At 53.2% G+C, this 18,399-nt stretch carries 21 protein-coding genes and 1 tRNA gene; all 22 read left to right on the top strand.

Features of this window, described 5'->3' with window-relative positions; all coding sequences use genetic code 11:
• The first annotated feature begins 257 nt into the window (after positions 1 to 257).
• The 22 genes from HPY52_11125 to HPY52_11020 all read left to right on the top strand — a co-directional run bounded on the left by HPY52_11125 (position 258) and on the right by HPY52_11020 (position 18,397).
• Positions 258 to 887 carry a helix-turn-helix domain-containing protein gene (locus HPY52_11125; protein NPV80810.1) on the top strand — a complete coding sequence of 210 codons (630 nt, stop codon included), beginning with the start codon at positions 258 to 260 and terminating at the stop codon, positions 885 to 887.
• 105 nt (positions 888 to 992) lie between these two features.
• Positions 993 to 1,082: transfer RNA gene (locus HPY52_11120), tRNA-Ser, on the top strand.
• Positions 1,083 to 1,104: 22 nt separating this feature from the next.
• The gene (locus tag HPY52_11115; protein ID NPV80809.1) at positions 1,105 to 1,524 is read left to right on the top strand and encodes a hypothetical protein; all 420 of its coding nucleotides are present in this window, start codon (positions 1,105 to 1,107) and stop codon (positions 1,522 to 1,524) included.
• Positions 1,493 to 2,893, top strand: coding sequence for a Terminase-like family protein (locus HPY52_11110; GenBank protein ID NPV80808.1), 1,401 nt, complete (start codon positions 1,493 to 1,495; stop codon positions 2,891 to 2,893). Before HPY52_11115 ends, HPY52_11110 begins: the two co-directional genes overlap by 32 nt.
• Before the next feature lie 15 nt (positions 2,894 to 2,908).
• A complete protein-coding gene (locus tag HPY52_11105; GenBank protein NPV80807.1) occupies positions 2,909 to 4,744 on the top strand; it encodes a hypothetical protein in 1,836 nt (611 codons plus the stop codon).
• Positions 4,734 to 4,982, top strand: a complete 249-nt coding sequence (locus HPY52_11100) for a hypothetical protein (GenBank protein ID NPV80806.1) — start codon at positions 4,734 to 4,736, stop codon at positions 4,980 to 4,982. The genes HPY52_11105 and HPY52_11100 overlap by 11 nt, the downstream gene beginning before the upstream one ends.
• A 77-nt stretch (positions 4,983 to 5,059) precedes the next feature.
• On the top strand, positions 5,060 to 5,926 hold the full coding sequence (locus HPY52_11095; protein ID NPV80805.1) for a hypothetical protein: 867 nt from the start codon (positions 5,060 to 5,062) through the stop codon (positions 5,924 to 5,926).
• Between the two features lie 22 nt (positions 5,927 to 5,948).
• Positions 5,949 to 7,091, top strand: coding sequence for a DUF5309 family protein (locus tag HPY52_11090; protein NPV80804.1), 1,143 nt, complete (start codon positions 5,949 to 5,951; stop codon positions 7,089 to 7,091).
• Between the two features lie 47 nt (positions 7,092 to 7,138).
• Positions 7,139 to 7,543, top strand: coding sequence for a hypothetical protein (locus tag HPY52_11085; GenBank protein NPV80803.1), 405 nt, complete (start codon positions 7,139 to 7,141; stop codon positions 7,541 to 7,543).
• Positions 7,512 to 7,661: a hypothetical protein gene (locus tag HPY52_11080; protein ID NPV80802.1), complete on the top strand. Its 150-nt coding sequence runs from the start codon at positions 7,512 to 7,514 to the stop codon at positions 7,659 to 7,661. Before HPY52_11085 ends, HPY52_11080 begins: the two co-directional genes overlap by 32 nt.
• Positions 7,662 to 7,711: 50 nt before the next feature.
• A complete protein-coding gene (locus tag HPY52_11075; protein ID NPV80801.1) occupies positions 7,712 to 8,302 on the top strand; it encodes a hypothetical protein in 591 nt (196 codons plus the stop codon).
• Positions 8,299 to 8,928 (top strand): hypothetical protein, encoded by a 630-nt coding sequence (locus HPY52_11070; protein ID NPV80800.1) that lies wholly within the window; start codon positions 8,299 to 8,301, stop codon positions 8,926 to 8,928. Before HPY52_11075 ends, HPY52_11070 begins: the two co-directional genes overlap by 4 nt.
• Positions 8,925 to 9,518, top strand: coding sequence for a hypothetical protein (locus HPY52_11065; GenBank protein NPV80799.1), 594 nt, complete (start codon positions 8,925 to 8,927; stop codon positions 9,516 to 9,518). The genes HPY52_11070 and HPY52_11065 overlap by 4 nt, the downstream gene beginning before the upstream one ends.
• 5 nt (positions 9,519 to 9,523) lie before the next feature.
• Positions 9,524 to 11,011: a hypothetical protein gene (locus HPY52_11060; protein ID NPV80798.1), complete on the top strand. Its 1,488-nt coding sequence runs from the start codon at positions 9,524 to 9,526 to the stop codon at positions 11,009 to 11,011.
• Positions 11,008 to 11,385: a hypothetical protein gene (locus tag HPY52_11055; GenBank protein NPV80797.1), complete on the top strand. Its 378-nt coding sequence runs from the start codon at positions 11,008 to 11,010 to the stop codon at positions 11,383 to 11,385. The genes HPY52_11060 and HPY52_11055 overlap by 4 nt, the downstream gene beginning before the upstream one ends.
• 12 nt (positions 11,386 to 11,397) lie before the next feature.
• Positions 11,398 to 12,399, top strand: coding sequence for a hypothetical protein (locus HPY52_11050; protein NPV80796.1), 1,002 nt, complete (start codon positions 11,398 to 11,400; stop codon positions 12,397 to 12,399).
• A gap of 34 nt (positions 12,400 to 12,433) precedes the next feature.
• Entirely contained in the window at positions 12,434 to 12,853 is a 420-nt protein-coding gene (locus tag HPY52_11045) for a hypothetical protein (protein NPV80795.1), read from the top strand.
• Positions 12,854 to 12,864: 11 nt separating this feature from the next.
• Positions 12,865 to 13,251 (top strand): hypothetical protein, encoded by a 387-nt coding sequence (locus HPY52_11040; protein ID NPV80794.1) that lies wholly within the window; start codon positions 12,865 to 12,867, stop codon positions 13,249 to 13,251.
• A gap of 12 nt (positions 13,252 to 13,263) precedes the next feature.
• Positions 13,264 to 14,538, top strand: a complete 1,275-nt coding sequence (locus tag HPY52_11035) for a hypothetical protein (protein NPV80793.1) — start codon at positions 13,264 to 13,266, stop codon at positions 14,536 to 14,538.
• Between the two features lie 15 nt (positions 14,539 to 14,553).
• Positions 14,554 to 14,823: a hypothetical protein gene (locus tag HPY52_11030; GenBank protein ID NPV80792.1), complete on the top strand. Its 270-nt coding sequence runs from the start codon at positions 14,554 to 14,556 to the stop codon at positions 14,821 to 14,823.
• Between the two features lie 271 nt (positions 14,824 to 15,094).
• Complete coding sequence (locus HPY52_11025) at positions 15,095 to 15,994, top strand: hypothetical protein (protein ID NPV80791.1); 900 nt, start codon at positions 15,095 to 15,097, stop codon at positions 15,992 to 15,994.
• Between the two features lie 15 nt (positions 15,995 to 16,009).
• Positions 16,010 to 18,397 (top strand): hypothetical protein, encoded by a 2,388-nt coding sequence (locus HPY52_11020; GenBank protein NPV80790.1) that lies wholly within the window; start codon positions 16,010 to 16,012, stop codon positions 18,395 to 18,397.
• Positions 18,398 to 18,399: the final 2 nt, after the last annotated feature.

Here is an 18,399-nt window from a genome sequence, read left to right as displayed (position 1 = left end):
GAGGCCGATTCGGCTCCTGACGGAGCTGGGTCGGCCTCACTGTTTTAAGGGGGAGGTAGATGTGAGCGAGCTAAAGGAGTTGATGCGACACGATGCCTACACCAGGCGACGCGGCGCGATCGTGCAGACACAGTGGGCTAATGATGTTCCAGGGCCCTCCCCCGATTATTGCCAGGGATGCGCCTGGCAGTCTAACGGGATCGAGGGCGGGTGCATAGTGTTCCGCGATCGGCGCGATCCCTGGCGCAACGAGCTGGGTGAGTGCAAGTCGTGGGCAGACAGGGAGCGGCGGCAAGAGGTCGAGGCGGCGATTAGAGCATACGAGAGGAGGCATAGATGATGGCATGGATCGTCGATGTGATACGGCGCGTAGTATCGAGCTTTGCGCCGAAGCCAAAGCTGGCGGCGGCAAAGTATATACGCCGGCTGTCCCGCGCGGACCGGAGGCGGCTGTGGAAGGCAACATGGAGCAAATACAGACGGGCGATATAGGCAAGCAGCGGCGTAAGGCCGTGGAACGCATGTTCCGACAGTATCCGCGCTGGTGCGCACGGAAAGCTGTCCTGGAGATATTGCTGGCTGAAATGCATGCAGGCTGGGTAAAGGTCGATGGGACATCCCGCTCCGGCAGTCCTGTCGAGAGCGAGACCATCATGCGCATGGAGCTGGCTACTATCTCAAATTCCATTGCCATGTGCGAGGCGTGTCTGCTGGCGTTAAACAAGCGAGAGTATGAATTCGTGGTACAACGCTATTTCAAGGGGTTTAGCATAGCAGAGATCGCTCGACAGTGGGGGCTATCACGGACCACGGTTAGGCGGGTTAAGAATGGCGTAATGGTTAAGTGCGCACAATTGTTATGTGACTCGAATTTGGCGCATATTTGATACGCATATGACGCGTATGCATTGACAGCGGCGTGATATACTGGTACCAGAGGTATTTTGAGGATAGAGATGGCCCCGGAGCAATCCGGGGCTTTAGTTTTTGCCGGAGGGGTGGCAGAGCGGTTGATCGCAGCGGTTTTGAAAACCGTCAGGGTCTTACGACCCTCGTGGGTTCGAATCCTACTCCCTCCGCCAGTTGTGATGGGAGGTGCCAGGAGTGGCCAGCGAAATACAGCACCCTAAAAAGCGAGCATTCCTGGCCGCCTTCGGCCAGGTCGGAAATCTAACGCAGGCCGCTGAGATCGCGGGGATCAATCGCAATACGCATTATGATTGGATGCAGGATCCTGAGTATGCTGAGGCTTTTGAGGTCGCCAAGAAAGAGGCTGCTGATCGCCTCGAAGCTGAGGCTCGCCGTCGAGCAGTCGAAGGGGTCGAAGAGCCTGTTTACTACCAAGGTCAGGTATGCGGGACGGTGAGGCGTTACAGCGACACGCTTCTGATTTTCCTCCTCAAGGGCGCGTTGCCGGATAAATATAAGGAGCGTGTCGCCAACGAGCTATCTGCCGGGGATGATGGCCTCACCATCATAATCGGAGGCAAGGATGTCACAACCTCAAAGCCAGAGCAAACGTAGAGTCTGGCAGGCTCAGCCCCGGCAGGAGACATTTTTGCAAATGCTACTCGATCCCCAAGGGCCAGATGAGATCCTTTACGGCGGGGCGGCTGGCGGTGGTAAGACTGATGCCTTGCTAATCGCCTGCATCACGTATTGTCGGCTATACCCGGGCGTGTGGACGCTGTTCCTACGCCGGACGTTTCCCGAGCTGGAGCAGAAGCCGATCCCCCGCTCGAAGCAGCTTATCCCGGCGAAGTGGGCTACCTATAATGAGACTAAGCATCGTTGGCAGTTTGCCAATGGTTCTGTCTTGCAGTTCGGGTCTCTCGACCGATCTGGAGATGAGATACGATACCAATCTGCTGAGTTTGCGCTTATCGTATTTGACGAGCTGACACATTTCCAGGAGGGCCAGTATCTCTACTTGCTCTCGCGAAACCGGACCACGGACCCCCGGGTGAGGCCGAAAATGGCGGGTGGCACCAACCCTGGCGGGCCAGGGCACGGATGGGTAAAACGACGATGGATTGATCCTGCACCGCCCGAGACGATCTGGGCGGCGCCACAGACAGTCGAAGAGGCGGCGCTTGGGATTACACCCAGGCGTCGTTGTTTTGTACCTGCCAAGCTGGAGGATAATCAGATACTGATGCAGGCCGACCCTGGCTACCTAGCGCGGCTGATGGAGCTGCCGGAACACACACGCAAGGCGCTCATGGATGGTGACTGGAACATCTTCGCCGGGCAGGTCTTCACCGAGTGGCGTTATGCGATACATGTCATCGAGCCATTCGCTATCCCCCCAGGCTGGCGCAGGTGGAGGAGCCTGGACTGGGGTTACGCAAAGCCATTTGCGGTCCTCTGGTTCGCGAAGGACCCTGCGGGTATGACGGTTGTCTACCGTGAGCTTTACGGTTGCGTTCCAGGCGAACCGGATACAGGAGTCAGGCTCGATGCCGAGGAGGTAGGCCGGCGTATTGCAGAGGTAGAGAGGCGTGCTGGAGAGGTTGTCCATCTCGGTTATGCTGATCCGGCCTGCTGGTCGAAGGCGGGCCACGAGGGGCCGACGATCGCGGAGAGCCTTGCCAAGGGGGGCGCAGTGTTCCAAAAGGCAGACAACGATAGGATGCAGGGTCTAGCCAAGGTCCACGAGATGTTACGGGTCCGCAAGGGCGGCGTCCCGGACCTTGTGGTCTTTTCGACTTGCACCGAGCTGATACGCACACTGCCAGAGCTGCCGCATGACGAGACGCACCCCGAGGACGTCGATACGGACGCTGAGGACCATTTATATGACGCGCTGCGATATGGCCTACTGTCCCGCGTGGCTCCGAAGCGGACACGGGAGCCAAAGGCAGTCGAACACGATCCATATACAGGGTATTGATGAGGTGGTGATTGAATGGCGCTGCCTATGCCGCCTGGGGGCGAAGGAGCTGACCTGAACGCTTCAGATGACAAACGCACTCTCGATATGGTTATGCGACGGTTTCAGCGAGCCGACGATGACCGGGCGCACAGGGTTGATGGGTGGCGCGAGTATTATCGGCTCTACCGGTCATTTGTAGACAAACAAAAGGTAGATGGGAGGGCCAATCTATTTATCCCTGAGACGTTTAGCGCCGTTGAGACTATCGTCCCGCGTATCATCGAGGCGATATTCCAGGCATCGCCTGTCGTGACGGTCCTCCCACGCGGGCCGGAGGATGTAAAGAAGACCAAACCGGCAGAGATGTTGTTGGACTATCAATTCGACCGGTCGGAGCTGGTTGACCGGTTTGAACAGATGGTCAAGGAGTGTCTTATATACGGCACGGCCATAGGCAAGGTCCGCTGGCGGGTCCAGACTAAGGTCACCAAGCGGCGTCAGCCAGTGCAGATCCCGCTCCTCCGCGTTCGTGTTGGTTGGAGGACGGTCGAGGTGCCGATCGTCTTATATGACGATCCGACCTTCGAACCGATTGATCTTATGGATTTCTGGATTGACCCCGACGCGACAAGCATTGACCAGGCGCGGTATGTCATCCATCGCTCCCGCGCCGACATGGATGAGCTGCTTGAGGCTGAGAGGCAGGGTATCTATCACAACATCGCCGCCATTGCAGAGGGCGAGAATGACGGCACCAGCCCCCCACAGCGGGAGCGGCTATCGGTCGTCGGACTCGGATCGGGCGAGCAGTATGACGAGGACGCCAAGCCCGTCGAGTTGCTCGAGTACTGGGAGGACGACCGCATCGTCACGGTCGCCAACCGTTCTGTCGTGATACGGGACGAGCCGAACCCGTACTGGCATGGGCGTAAGCCGTTTGTGGCCATTCGGGATGTGATTGTCCCGCATGAGTTTTATGGGATCGGTGAGGTGGAGGTTATTAAATACCTCCAGGCCGAACTGAACACGACCCGCAACCAGCGCATTGATAATGTATCCTTGATAATCAACCGCATGTGGAAGATACTACGGGGCGCGGATATTGACCCAGACCAGCTGGTGAGTCGGCCAGGAGGGTTCGTCGAGGTCAACTCTATGACGGATGTGGAGCCGCTTGAGATGATGGATGTATCCGCGTCAAGCTACAACGAGGAGCAAATCATCAAACAGGACATCCAGCGCAGCCTGGGTGTCTATGACTTCGCAAGGGGCCAGTCTGCTCCGCGACGGGCGACAGCCACGGAGGTTGTGAGCCTCCAGGAGGTTGCAGAGATACGATTCCGGCATAAGATTAGGCGCATGGAGCGCGAAGGACTCCGCAAGATAGCGGAGTTTTTCCTTATGCTGGACCAGCAGTTCATTTCAGAGGACCGCGTCCTGCGCATCACCGAGAACGAGGGATTCAACTGGGTGCCTGTTAGGCCGGAGGACATTGCGGGCCAGTATGACCTTGAACCTGCAGGGAGTGCTGTAGAGCCTCTCGCGAATAAACAGATGAAACAGACGGCCCTCACCACGCTGTATGGTATCGTCAAAGGTCATCCTGGTGTTGATGAGTATGAGATGATCAAAGACATCTATGAGGCGTTCGAGATCAAAGACGCCGATAGGATACTCAATAAGCAGATATTTGACATCTTACGCCAAGTGCAATTAGCGCAGATAATACCTCCTCAACTGCTGGCGGGTCCGACACCTCCCGGCTCGCCAGCCCCGCCTATGGCGGGAGGACCGGTGCCACCGGAAGGACCGCCGATAGCACCTGGAGGTCAGATGCCGGTGGAGGGAGGTGGTGAGGTTGTCCAGTGACAAGGATAAGGATGATGCGCAAAAAGTAGCCAATATCGCGCAAACGGAAGGATGGGGCGTGATAAAGGCATGGATTGAGAGTTACTGCAATGTTATCGCATACAGCTTGATAAGAGGAGATCATGACAGGGTAGAGTTCGCGCGCGGCCAGTTCCATGCGCTCCAGACCCTCTTAGGTAAAGTGGAGGAGTGGAAGCGCAAGGCCAAGACCGAACAGATAGAACAGGTGGGCATATAATCCGTTTCTAATCTAATCGCGCAGAGAAGGCGCTCCGCAAGGGGCGCTTTTTCATTTACACAAAGGAGGCTACTACGATGGATGATCTCGAAACCCAAGGCGGCTCCCCGGCACAGGATGCAGGATACGAGTCAGCCGAGGCCGAGAACCAGGTAGACGAAACCAATGATATGGCGGCCCCAGAGGGGACACCCGCCGAAGCCGGTGATGCTGGCGAAACAACGGAACAGCCACAGCCAAGGAAATACGCTGGAAAGTATGCGTCACCGGAAGAACTAGAGAGGGCCTACATTGAATCTCAGCGGTTAATCAGCCGGCAAGGAGAGGAACTCTCGAAGTATCGGGCGCAGGCCCCGATCCCTGGACTAGGGAATACGGGATACCCCGCGCAGGGATACCCGCAGATGATACCTCAAGTGCCGCAACAGATGCCTCAGATGCCTATGCAACCGGCACAGGCTGCGCCGCAGATTGACCCAAAAGAACTAAATGAGAAGTATTTGCAGAGCTTCTATGACAATCCATTACAGACCCAGCTAATGCTCATGGAAGCCGCCATAGCGCAACGGCTAACCCCACTAGAAAAACAGTTGCAGAGCATGAGGGATGAGGCTGTATTGAGCCAATTCCGCTCCGATCCTGATTTCGGACATATCGAGGGCGCGGTAAAGCAGATCATGCAGTATGTCCCAGAACTCAGGCAGTATGGCGACGCCGGCTGGAAGATCGCATACCTCGCCGCTAAGGCGCAGTATGCCGAAGACGCGGTAATCCTGGCTCGCAATGCCGGGGCAGACGCAGCTACATCAGCGATGGCGGCTAAGGCAGCTTCAGCGGTTGCAGGCAGCGGAGGCAGATCAGGAATGCAAGGTCCACTTTCCCCGCAAGAGCAGATTATCCAAGGTGTCCGTGAAGCCTGGAAGGCGCGGGGAGGTGGCTTTTAACTCGTAAGGAGGGGAAAGCACCATGACAGTAAGATCAACTAAAGGAACATACGGTCTACATCCGGATCGGTATATAGTCGATTGGTCGGAGGAAATATACAACTCCTGGCCAGACATAGCACCCTTGCTCCAGTTTACTGGGAAATCGCAGAGGAAACCTACAGTAGACCCAGAGTATAACTGGTTCGAGGAAGCGGAAGGCGCTGTTAGGGACCAGATCAATAACGCTGTCGGTTATGACCCTGCCGCTGTCAACCTAGTAGTCGATCATGCTTCCTATTTCGCGCCGTATGATCGCGTGTTGATCGAGCGGACCGGAGAGATCGTCCTGGTAACTGCCGTCGATACAGGTACCAACACGCTGACTGTCATACGCGGATTCGGAACCGTTTCTGCAGCGGCTATCCAGGATAACGATTACCTCATGATCCTGGATAACGCCATGCCTGAAGGCTCTGGGAAGCCTGCTCAGAAGTTCCGTGAACCAGTGAAGCAGTATAACTACACCCAGATTTTCAAGACCATCATCGGCGCAACCGGAACGGTGATCGCGTCCGAGCAGCGCGGGCCAAAGGAACTGTCCCATCAGCGGATGATCTTCAATCGCGAACACAAGAAGAAGATCGAGTATGCTGGGATATTCGGCCAGAAGAAGGAGTATGTCGCTGGTGACCAGATAATCCGCACCACGGGCGGTATCCTAGAGGCAATAAAGACGAATGTATATAACGCTGGAGGGGTGCTCACTGAAGCGAATTTCGATAAGGAATTCGTTCCAATGGCGTTCTACCGTGGTTCCAAGAAGAAACTCATGCTGTGTTCGCCTTTAGTGCTAGCGGTGATAAACTCGTTCTCCAAGAATAAGCTACAGACCGCCAGCGGAGAGGAAACATACGGCGTGAGTGTGCAGAAATACCTCACCCCGTTTGGGACTCTCCTGCTCGCGCAGGATGAGCTGCTTACCGGGGATGTGTTTGGTGGCTATGCCATTGTCGTGGACTTCGAGAATGTTGCGTATCGTCCACTGCGAGGCAGGGATACGAAGCTACTCACCAATGTCCAGGAATCCGGAATGGACATCGAACAAGATATGTTCATGACGGAAGCTGGCTGGCAGGTCAAACTAGAGGAAACCCATGCGGTCCTCAAGGGCGTCACCGGATAATCAGAATGGGGGCGGGAGGAATCCCGCTCCCTAAATCTATATGAGGGGTGGATCATATGCCGAAGTTTTACTCGCGGTATAGCGGATACACAGTCCAGTTGAAACCACATTACTCGCAGATGATAGACGGGCAGGTCATGCTGAATTATGGCAAGGTCGCGAAATTCAAGGATGGTAAATTCGAGACCGATGATGTAGAGCTTGCAGAAATGCTCAAGGCAAATCCTGCATTCGGGGTTGACTTCTGGGAGGACAAAGACCCGAAGGCAGTTGCTGCAGAGATATTGTCCGCTATGGCAGCGCCGGATGGCGGGCCGGTGGATAAGGACAACGTGGCTACGTGTCCTAAATGCGGTAGGCAATTCGCCAACGCTGGGGCGCTTGCCTTGCATATGAGGGCGTGCAAAGGGAGGACCGACGATGCCATTCAAGTCGAAGGCTCAAATGCGTAAGTTCGCGGCGATGGCGGAGCGTGGGGAGATCTCGAAGAGGGAGTTTGAGGAGTGGGAAAGGCACACTCCCAGCATATCAAAGCTGCCCGAGCGCAAAAACAGAAAGCGAAAAAGGTAGGCCGGTTGGCACAGCGGGACTAGCGGTTTGGGATTAAGGGGGTGGGTCATGTGACCCTCGCGGAACTTAGGGCAGAATGTCGGTCTCGGCTCTCAGAGCCAGGGACCGAATATTTTACGGACGCGGAATGGAATAGATGGTTAAACCTCGCCCAGGACAATCTCGTTGAGGTACTGCGGGATGAGAGCATCCCTGCGCTGTGCGTCCTTGACAACCGCATCTCCAGCGCAGGCGTCGAGAGTTATGCGCTTCCCGCTGACTGGGTGAGGACGCGGATGGTGCGTCTCTCCGGTGTCACCTGCATGAAAGCCACGCCGGAAATGATTGAAGCCTTCAGCCGCAATCTCAATTATGCGCCGTCATCAGCGCAGCCATTTTTCTACGAGTGGAGCGGCAGAATCAACGTGCGACCCATCCCAGCGGTAGACGGCACAGCAATTCAGATTTGGTATGTTAAACGTCCGACGCAGCTTGTTGCTGATGCGGATATCCCATTATTCCCGGTGACATTGCATGAACTCCTTGTGCTCTACGCCTGTTCCATCGCCCTTCAGAAGGACGAGAAATACAACGAGGCGGGCGCGCTCCTCGGGCTCTACCGGGAGGGTGTCGCAGCCGCGAATGTGGGTGTAAAAGCATGACATTTCAACAAATGCTTTCTGACTTAAGGTCCAGGATAGGCGACGTTGCGCCAGACAAGTATACCGATATTGAGCTCAAATCCTGGCTCAACCTGGGACAGCAGGACGTTGCCTGCAGGCTAGACAATATATCCTCTGTCTGGTTCGGCAAGACAGGTGACATAAGTTTGGTGTCTGGAACTCAAGACTATGACTTACCCGCCGATGTCCGCAAAATCATGCGTGTGACAATAAACAATGTTCAGGCGCAAGCAGTGGATGTGACCAAATTGGGCGCGCTTGAAACCAATGTGAACCACACGCCATCCGCAGCACAGCCCTTCTACCATCAATGGGGAAAGCAGATATCGGTCTTTCCGACACCGACAGCAGCCGGGACGGCAAAATTGTGGTATTTCAAGAGACTTTCAGACCTCACGGCTGACGCTGATATAAGCGAAATCCCCGTCGAATACCATGCTCTGATCGTACTCTACGCCCAGATCTTAGCTATGCAGAAGGTGGATAAACCAACTGCGGCGCTTGAACAGAGCTACGAACGCGCGTTCCAGATCATTCGCCAGGGATGGACCGATGCGCTGTCTATCAAAATGGCTGGGGAGAAAGCGGTGACGCTAACGCAATGACAGGAAAACAGATTCTATCATTGATGAGAGACAGGCTCCGGGAGGTGTGCCCGGATAACTTCACCGACTCCTATCTTATTCAGGAATTGAACGCGGCGCAGAATGCTCTGGTCGCAAGAACCAAGTGCCTTGTAGACTCGGCGAATATCAATACTTTCGAAGGTGTGCAGAAATACCAAATACCGACGGATTGCATGAGGATATTGCATGCCGAGTATGACGGGAAACGACTCACCGAACATGCGATCTCAACCATACTTGACTCCGAGGCTGCATCCGGAATGCCATATGCCTTCGGGGTATTCGCGGATGAGATCTGGCTGTATCCCACGCCGGCAGAAACAGGGACGCTCAGGATCTACTACCTGAAACGGCCTGCCGCAATAGCGATTGACTCCTTGAATTCGGCCGTGGACCTTACCGACGAATGGTGCGAGGCTGCTGTCAATCTGGCCCTGGCTAATGTCCTTTCGGTAAAAGGCGATGAACGTGCGCCCGTGTTCATGGCGGCCTATGATAGAGCCTGCGCTGAACGCCGGGCCAACACTCTACGGAGGATGCCTGACCGCATGGGGATTGAGCGGAGGTAGTTGCGATGTCTGAGGAAATGGTCAAAGAAATAGCCAACTTCTCCAAGGGGTTAGATACAGATACAGATCCCTATGCCCTACCCGATGGTGCCACCCCCGACTGCGCGAATGTCAGGTTCGGCAGCGGCAGCATTATGCGACGGTTAGGATGCACCAAGTATAATGTCGCTAGTTTAGGTGCAGACGCAGTGAGGGGCATCTACCCGTATTACAAGGCCGACGACACAAGAAAGATCATGATAACTTGGGGCGGGTATCTCTATACCGGAGCAAAAGACGGCACGATTGGAGCGGCAATCAAATCCGGTCTCAATGCCGCATCTGACTTTACCTTTACTGTCTGGTTGGATAAGTGCTATATCACGAACGGCATAGATCCGGTAATGCAGTATGACGGCGCGACGATAACTGACCTGGCGAACGCCAGGAAGGGCAAGTATATAGCTGATTATATGGAGCGGATATTTGTAGCTAATGTCGGGCCGGACATGCAGAGTTTCGTCTGGTGGTCTAACCTCGGAGACCCTGCGACATGGGATGCCTTCAATTTCGCTAGGATAGCGACCGACGATGGCGATGTCATAACCGGGCTTGCTGTGTTGCCAGTAGGGTTATTGGTATTCAAGAATCGCTCTACATTTATGGTTTATGGCGACAGTTTTGATCCTGCCACAAGTAACGTGCAAATAAGGAAACTATTCTCCGTGGGGTGTGTCGCCCCCAAGACGATAGCGCATTATGGAACATCAGTCATATGGCTTGCCCAGGACGGAGTGTACTCGTATGATGGTGGTAGTCTGACTAAGCTATCCTCCAGACCGGACGGGAGCGGGATAGACACACTGATTCGCAAGAGCCCCAGGCCATCGGCTGCCGTAGGAGTGGTAAGACAAAATGAATACTGGTTGTTCATGACGCCATTCGGGGGAACCCAGAATACAGAGGCATATATTCTCGACTTGAAGACAGGGGTCTGGACGCGAGATGTCCGGGCCTTTTCTGTTGGGGCAGCAGCTGTGTTAGATGGTCGAGTAGATTCCGGAGAATTCCTTGTGGGATGTGAAGATCAAGGACAGTTATACTGGCTTGAAACCGGAACGACGGATGACGGGACAAACATTTCGGCTTATTGGAAAAGCAAGCAGGATATATTCGGGATGCCAGGCCACGCCAAAATGTGGCGACGATTGGCTATTGGTCAGAAGAAATCTGGGCCTGCTGTCGCTGTCGATTATGTAATCGACTATGGGGCTGTGGCAGGCACGATAAATGTGCAATCCACACAAGGTCTCGGATGCTGGGGAGATGGTGGGACGTGGGGAGATGGCGGGACATGGAATGCCGCTGTCCCAATTAGGCTAATTCAGAGTTTTCCTCAGGGTGTAATAGGTCGGGCGGCGCAATTCAATATTCGAATGAATGATGACGTATCGGATTCCGGTATAACGTCTATGAGTATTTTCTATCGTCCGAAACGACAATTGAAAGGGTGATCTTTATGCCGGTTACGCTGCCGAATATTCTGCAGAATGGTCCAACCCATCCACATGATGCGGATGAAGTGATGGCAGACTTTTATGCACTAAGAGATGCATATAATGCTCATACACATGCCGGAAGCGCCGGAACGGATGCTCCTCCTGTGGACTTTGCTAACATAGCAAATAAGCCTGAGAGCTACCCTCCAAGTGCGCATCAGCATAGCGGTAATGATATAACATCTGCCGTGACAAGCGCCGTTAATGCCGATAAAGTAGACGGATTAGATGTGACTCCATCTAACACCCCGGGATTGCGGAAAATCACCATATCAACTGCACCTCCATCGGGCGGCGCAGATGGAGATGTATGGATTGTTTATGCGTGAGGGGGAATTACGGTGCCGATATATGTAAATGCAGGTGGGGTTTGGAGTGAAGGCAAGCCTTATATAAATGTAGCTGGAGCATGGAAACTGGCGAAAGAGGCCTGGGTAAACATCTCAGGAATATGGAAGAGACTATGGGCGACGAATACATGGGTAGCTAGGGCACCAATGCCGACCGCACGAAATGGGGCGGCAGCGGCATCTCCAGGGAATAATAAGATATATGTATTCGGAGGCTATAATGGCGTTTCTCCTTATAACGTTAACGCCAATGAGGAATACGACATTATGTCGAATACCTGGACGACGAAAGCATCGATGCCTCTGTCTTTAAGCGGCCATGCGGCAGCTTCACCTGGGAATGGCAAGGTATACTCAATTGGAGGAGAAGACCCTGATGATTATAGCCATAATTATGAATATAATCCTGCAACAAATTCTTGGACCCAAATATCGGATATGCCTGGGCCACAAGAATTAGCAGCCGCAGTATCGCTAGGTAATGGCAAAATATATTCAATCGGGGGTTGGGATGTGAATGCTAGAACGCCTTCTCCCAATGGTTACACTCTTGAATATGACGTAGTGACGGATACATGGACGCAAAAGGCTAATATGCTCACAGCACGGCGCAGTTTAGGTGCAGCCTCACCTGGAAATGGTAAAATATATGCCGTTGGAGGCTCCACTGGTAGTGTGCTCATGCCCACTCCCTCTAACGCTAATGAAGAATATGACCCAGCGACTAATACCTGGACAGCAAAAGCCCCCGCTCCTACAAGTGGAGATTGCGACGCAGCGTCTCCTGGAAATGGAAAGGTATATAAAATCAGCCCTTCCGCCACTGAGGAATACGATCCAAATACAAATACATGGGCAGTAAAGGCACAAATACCCGTATCTGGGATGCCTGGCTGTATCGCAGTAGGGAAAAATGGCAAAATCTATGCGTTTGGAGGTTATGCAGATAGCATCTACCTGGCAAACGTCCAAGAGTACACCCCAGATAGCTAATTCATGCGAGAATTTATGCGAGGAGGCTATGATTATGGCGATTAGCCCAGATTTCATCGTAAATGTGCTGGCAAGGCAAGGACGAGTGGTCACTATCACAGAAGCCCAGGCTGCCCTAGCTGGTATTGATCAGTCCGCGATTGAGGCCGAAGAGAAAAGCAAGTTCAAATATGAGGTTTGGGACAAGAAGAGTGACATAAATGGAGTGTCTGCGAAGACGATGCTAGCTAGAAGTGACGTAGACCCAAATGCGGAGATTTATTTGATTCGTGACACCGCGACTAATAATGTAATCTATTTTCAGCCGCACGCGCCGCAAGAGACCGGTTTCGTACGTATGGATGGAACCAGCGTCCATGATTATGCAAAGAAGCATCTTAATGAGATTGCCATCCAGCGAGCCAATATGCTGATACTCAATCAGGCACTTAAGAGGCTAGCGAATAAATCCTGAAGGGGTGATCGGTGCTGCAGACATCGGGAATAGATATGCCAGCAGCGCTAAATCCTATTTTGAATTTAATCGCCCAGTCTGCACTCTATACCGACAAGTTACAGACCCAGCACTGGATAGACGGCACCAAACAGAAACCCGTTAGAAGCCCTAACGGGTTTCCCGTTTATGAGGTGAATCCGATCGTCGCAAGCAGACCAGAGTTGCGAGAACCGTATTTTCGTTTCCTGGGCGACATGACGGAGTTGATGACGCAATACATGGAGCCGCCGCTATCCACGCTTTTACTTGGCGCATGGGCATTGTCGGCTCTAGCGAATGTGGCAAAGAACAATGGATTTTCCAAGACGTATGGTTTCCCGCAGTATTGGGGCCTATCCTACCGCTGGCGATTCTAAGGAGTTGATCTCATGGCCAACAAAGTGGCACGCTTTTCTGACCCAAACTTAGAGCGTCAGGTTGTGGAGCTTGTGCGAGGCATAAACGCCTCCATCCCCTCCACCGAGAAGGGCCAGCCCAATGGTGTCGCAACGCTTGATAGCAACGGCAAGGTGCCGGCGAACCAGGCAGACGCTGTGCCCACCACTGGGGGCGCGATGAGTGGGGAGCTGTCCATCAAGAATGTGCCGGTCTACGAGAGGCTAGAGCATATTCCTGCGTTGATCCTCGGAAACGAAGACTGGACCCCGCTCATTTACGCCGCCTCGGCGGGAATGCCGGTTTATAGCGCAGCGGACCGTGGCGTGCTCGTCTCCGGTATCAGCAACTGGATTAAAGTGCGAGTGCGAATGCCGGTTGATCCGGAGAGTCTCTACTTCGTGCGGGCCAAAGTCAAGAAGAAGAGCGGCGACGGAACCTTCTTTATTGGGGCTGTATCGCTCGATGAGAACTATAACGAACTCTCCACCGACCTGGCTATGTCATATAACTACTTCGGTGCCTCAAATGTTTCCATTCCTGCTGGCTCTGTATACTATGCTGAGGGCATTATCTCTGGCTACAACGCCACGACGGAAGGCAATCCTAACAAGTTTGATCCTGAAGCGAAGTTTTTCGACCTCATAATCATCTGTAATTACTACGGGACGGTGACGCCTACTGAGACGGTGATCGGATGGCTAGAATTATATAAGGCTCCGAACACAGCTTATAGTGGGCCGCTGACAATTCGAGGGAATGAGGGGGCTTCCCCCAATGCAGGGCAACTACGAATCAAAGGGGTTTCTGCCAATACCGGGATAGAGCTGGGCCGGACAGATGGGGTAGCCTCGCTTTCATACATTGATTTTCACACCGGCGCAGCAGTTGTTGATTATGACTCTCGTATTATAGCAAGCGGTGGTAACGGTGTGTCTGGTGGTGGCACTCTGAATATTGAGTGTACCAACCTAATGAAAAATAGTTTCTCCGTTTGGCACGCGGGTAACGCTAACATAGCGTGGCTTACAGGCACCATTTCTCAGTCTGGCACGATTCCCCTTCCTTCCGGATTTACTGAAGCGGAGTGCTTGTGGGGAGCAGAGTGGATTTATGCTGTCGACCCAGAGACCACACTAGACTTCGGGGGTTTTCGTATTGACTGGAGTGGGCGTACTGTCACCCTCTATCGTATGGATGGCGGCGTATGGAAGTCCGATGCAAACTGTCGGGTGCGCTACTGGATCTTGGGAATTAAAAAGCCTTAGTTGAGGTGTTGACCTATGTGGTATGTGATAAATACATCAACTGGGTGTGTTGTGGCTACGTGTAGTGGTAAACCAGACGAGCAAGACCTACGGTCCAGAGGTGAACTTGCTGTTGAAGCAGAGGAAATTCCGCTGGAGGTTGCTGAAGCAGCTAGGGCAGGTGATCGGTGGGTTGTTAGACGCAATCTTAAACCGCCTAGCCCCAGCACAGCCGTGTTTCCACCGAGCAAGAAGTTGGATGCTCTTATCGAATGGGCGAAATCTCTGGGCTTTCAGCTTCCGTAGGAAACTGGACGACTATATGAGACTCGAACCTTTAAGTGCAAGTGGAGGTAATTAAGGAGCTTAACGCGAAGGTGGAGAACTTGCAGGCGCGGGTTGCCGTGCTTGAAGCTAAGTGAAGTATGAATTTCAATTGACGGATATTCCTGAACGGCTTAGGCCGTTTTTTTATTTGCCTTCACAGGTGCGACCTACCTCTACGCGCGTTCGGGCGGCGCGTGGGTAAGGGTACAGCCATCGTAGTCTCGATAATGCAACGGAAGGATGTGATAACATGCCTCCATGGTTGATACCGACGATTATGGGGGGTATCGGGCTTTTTGGCGCCACAAGGCCAACGCCAAAACCCCCACAGTTTTCATACTCACCACAACAGCAACAGCTATTAGGCACGCTTATGCCATACATCCAGAACCAGATAGGCAAACCTCCTGCGTCATATCAGGGGCCATTGACCGCAGGCCCTACCCAGAGTTGGCAGCGGATGCGCGAGGCTATCATGGGCCGGACCGGCACCGGATTGACGGACATCGAGAACCGGATCCAGAACCTCATCAACCAGCGGTTGCAACCTGGATATAACGCCATGTCCAATGAGCTGGAGGATGCGCTATGGGGCCGGGCTAAGGATAGGGTGTCCCAATATTTCAATGAGGCCCGGAACCGGCAAGCTGAGGACTATGCGCGAAGGGGTTTATACCAGTCTGGACTCCTCACTGGCGCGCAGCAGAAGCTGGGTGAGCAGGAAGGGCAGCAGATCAGGGAACTCGCGCGAGACATAGCCATCCAGGGCTCCCAGATGACGAGGGAGGACATAGCCAATGCGATGGCGATGGGCCAGCAGCTGGGGAATGTCCAGAGACAATATCAGGATGCCGGGTTAGGTCAGTTGTGGAACTTAGCGCAAGCTGAACAGGCGCAGGCGCAGCAGGGGGTATTAGCCCCCTACCAGGAATGGATACGACAGCAGCAGGCCGCACAGATACCTATTGAGCAAGCAATGCAGCTATTCGCAGCCATGCAACCCGGCAGCAACCTGCAGTTCCAGGGACAGCTGGCTCAATACCAGAACTCGATGCAAAACCAGAGCGACTTCTGGAGTGGTCTGGGCGGGTTAGCCGGAATGTGGCTTCCGATGATGTTCCCGAACGCCTTCCCAGGGTTCAAGATGTAAGGGGGAGGGGTCTGTATGGCGATAGGTTTGGGACCTTTGTTGCAGGGGTTCCTGCAAGGGTATAACCAGTATAGGGCGCAATTGCAGCAAGCTAAGGATGAAGAATTGCGAAGGCGCGCGCAGGAACTTCAGGAAAAGATATTTAATGAAGTGACATTGCCGCAATCTCAGGCTACTGTAGAAGGCATAAAACTAGCGAATGCGTTTCAAGCGATCAAGAATATGAATGAATCAGACAAAAGACAGTGGCTTAAAGACCATGGTTATGGCCCGGAGATGATCGACCTGATAGTAAAGGCCCAGGAGACCGGTATAGCTAACACGGAAGCTAATACTGCGGCGGTCAAGGGGCAGGAGGTCCGCGAGCAGGATAAATGGGGAATTGAGAGACAATACCTGCCCACGAGGTTAGAACTATCTAATAAGCTATTAGGCGAACAAGTAACGGGACAGGGACTGAGTAATGAAGGGGCAAGGTTTGATCTTGGTCTTAAAAAGAGCATGCAAGATTATTATGACAAACTGGGGTTAGGACCTAATGGGATCGCGCTAGATGTTGAAGGGAAGCAGACCGCCAATAAAACTGCGGCGGAAGAGCTTAATCAACTACTCACGCGAGGCAAATACCTTGAACCGCAGCTTAAGCTGCAACTTGACACAGGGACATTTAATCTTGAACACGCCAAAGAGCTAGCTCCATCTGAAACGGCAACGGCAAAAGCCAACGCAGAGATCGCTGGGTCAGACGCGAGGGTTGCGGAGGCCACCGAAAAGGCAAGAATTGAGGGGGCTAAGCTAGAAACTGAGGGCAAGAGGATCGCGAATCTATCAGCGGTTCAAGAACTGAATCGTCTGATCACAGAGAACAAATATCTCGACGATACACTTCGTACAAACCTTGCATCACTGAAATACAATTTGGAGCATGCCAAAGAGCTAGGACCGCTTGAGGTCCAGAAGGCATGGGAAGATGTGAAGGCGGCGATTATCGAGAACCAAACCCGCGAACCGAGGCTGAAGGCAGAACTTGACACTATATTGTTTAATCTGGAGCACTCCAAGGAACTGGCCCCCTACGAGACGGCAACGGCAAAAGCCAACGCAGAGATCGCTGGGTCAGACGCGAGGGTTGCGAACGCCACTGAAGGCGCAAGAATTAAGGGGGCTGAGCTGGAGGTAGCAGGGAAAGAGCTAGATAACCAGACCAAAAGTTACGCTTTCGAACAGCAAAAAAAGATAGACAAATGGCTGGAAGATAAAGGCTATGCTCCAGGAGCGATCGACCTTGATATTGCGATCAAAGAGGCACAGAAAAAGGGTCTTGATTTAAGTAACGACGCAACGGCATATGACACGTATATCAGGAAATATGTAGACGATTGGCTGATAGCGCATGGGCACCAGCCGGGTGCGATTGACCTTGAGGTGGCGACCAAAGAGGCTGGGGCAAGAAGTGCAAACGTGAAGGCAGACATTGATGAGGCCACCAAGGATGACGTCATTAGGACTGCAGGGGCAGAAGCAGACACTGCCGCGGCCAATGCCACCACAGCAGGGGTTAACGCTCAAGTAGCCGTAACCACTATGCAAGATCTCATAGACCAACTAAGGGCCGAGTCCGAGAAAGCCAAAAGTGGGGCAAAGATCTCGGCGGCAGAAGCCGAGGTCGCGGAGGCTACCAAGGGGCTTAGGATTCGCGAACAAGCTGCCAATACCAGGATCGCGGAAGGGAAAGCGACGGAGCAAGATCTGATTCTCAAGTTCCTCCCAGAGAATTTGAAGAATGAAGCTGCGATAACGGCTAATAAGGCGAAAATCTCCTTTGACGAAGCGTATGTCAGCATGAAGACGAAGGACGCTAGAGTGCAAGAAGCCGAGAACAATGCCAAAATTGCCGCCCAAACATTGAAAAACCTCCAGACCAAGGTAAGCTCCGGGCAGCCAATAAACATGAAGGAGCTTATGGACTTTGGACTGAAAATATGGAATGCGCAATACGGTGACCCAAAGGTCCAATTATATATGAAAAGCAAAGGCGAAGAAATCCCTGACCCAGAGGTATTCTCGGCTAACGTCGCTCAGAATATAGCGGCAGCGATGCAAGGCAAGACCCCACCCGAATGGGTTTCCCCGAAAGCTACTATCCACACTAAAGATGACCCAGTGAGATCCGGGGCGATGAAAGCGGCTGCTGACATACTGGCGCGCGCAAATGGGGATGTTGCCCAGGCTCGTTCTATATGGTTAACGCCTAGAGGGGAAGCGATACGTGCGCAGGTTGCGAAGGAATATGGCACGACGCCGGAGGCGATAACGGAAGCGCTGAGTAATCAGAACCAAGAGGGCACGGTATCCAAGATTATAAACTGGGTGACTAGCCTATTTAGCAAGAAGAAGAAATAGGA

Source organism: Bacillota bacterium, assembly GCA_013178415.1.
Taxonomy (GTDB): domain Bacteria; phylum Bacillota; class SHA-98; order Ch115; family Ch115; genus Ch115.
The sequence above is the reverse complement of the archived record's forward strand: the minus strand, read 5'-3'. Positions and strand labels throughout refer to the sequence as shown.

What these genes read in the sequence shown, in the direction of transcription:
- HPY52_11110 (NPV80808.1), top strand. Translation starts at nt 1,493, where the DNA reads ATGTCACAACCTCAAAGCCAGAGCAAACGTAGAGTCTGGCAGGCTCAG.
- HPY52_11105 (NPV80807.1), top strand. Translation starts at nt 2,909, where the DNA reads ATGGCGCTGCCTATGCCGCCTGGGGGCGAAGGAGCTGACCTGAACGCT.
- HPY52_11095 (NPV80805.1), top strand. Translation starts at nt 5,060, where the DNA reads ATGGATGATCTCGAAACCCAAGGCGGCTCCCCGGCACAGGATGCAGGA.
- HPY52_11090 (NPV80804.1), top strand. Translation starts at nt 5,949, where the DNA reads ATGACAGTAAGATCAACTAAAGGAACATACGGTCTACATCCGGATCGG.
- HPY52_11080 (NPV80802.1), top strand. Translation starts at nt 7,512, where the DNA reads ATGCCATTCAAGTCGAAGGCTCAAATGCGTAAGTTCGCGGCGATGGCG.
- HPY52_11070 (NPV80800.1), top strand. Translation starts at nt 8,299, where the DNA reads ATGACATTTCAACAAATGCTTTCTGACTTAAGGTCCAGGATAGGCGAC.
- HPY52_11065 (NPV80799.1), top strand. Translation starts at nt 8,925, where the DNA reads ATGACAGGAAAACAGATTCTATCATTGATGAGAGACAGGCTCCGGGAG.
- HPY52_11060 (NPV80798.1), top strand. Translation starts at nt 9,524, where the DNA reads ATGTCTGAGGAAATGGTCAAAGAAATAGCCAACTTCTCCAAGGGGTTA.
- HPY52_11045 (NPV80795.1), top strand. Translation starts at nt 12,434, where the DNA reads ATGGCGATTAGCCCAGATTTCATCGTAAATGTGCTGGCAAGGCAAGGA.
- HPY52_11035 (NPV80793.1), top strand. Translation starts at nt 13,264, where the DNA reads ATGGCCAACAAAGTGGCACGCTTTTCTGACCCAAACTTAGAGCGTCAG.
- HPY52_11030 (NPV80792.1), top strand. Translation starts at nt 14,554, where the DNA reads ATGTGGTATGTGATAAATACATCAACTGGGTGTGTTGTGGCTACGTGT.
- HPY52_11025 (NPV80791.1), top strand. Translation starts at nt 15,095, where the DNA reads ATGCCTCCATGGTTGATACCGACGATTATGGGGGGTATCGGGCTTTTT.
- HPY52_11020 (NPV80790.1), top strand. Translation starts at nt 16,010, where the DNA reads ATGGCGATAGGTTTGGGACCTTTGTTGCAGGGGTTCCTGCAAGGGTAT.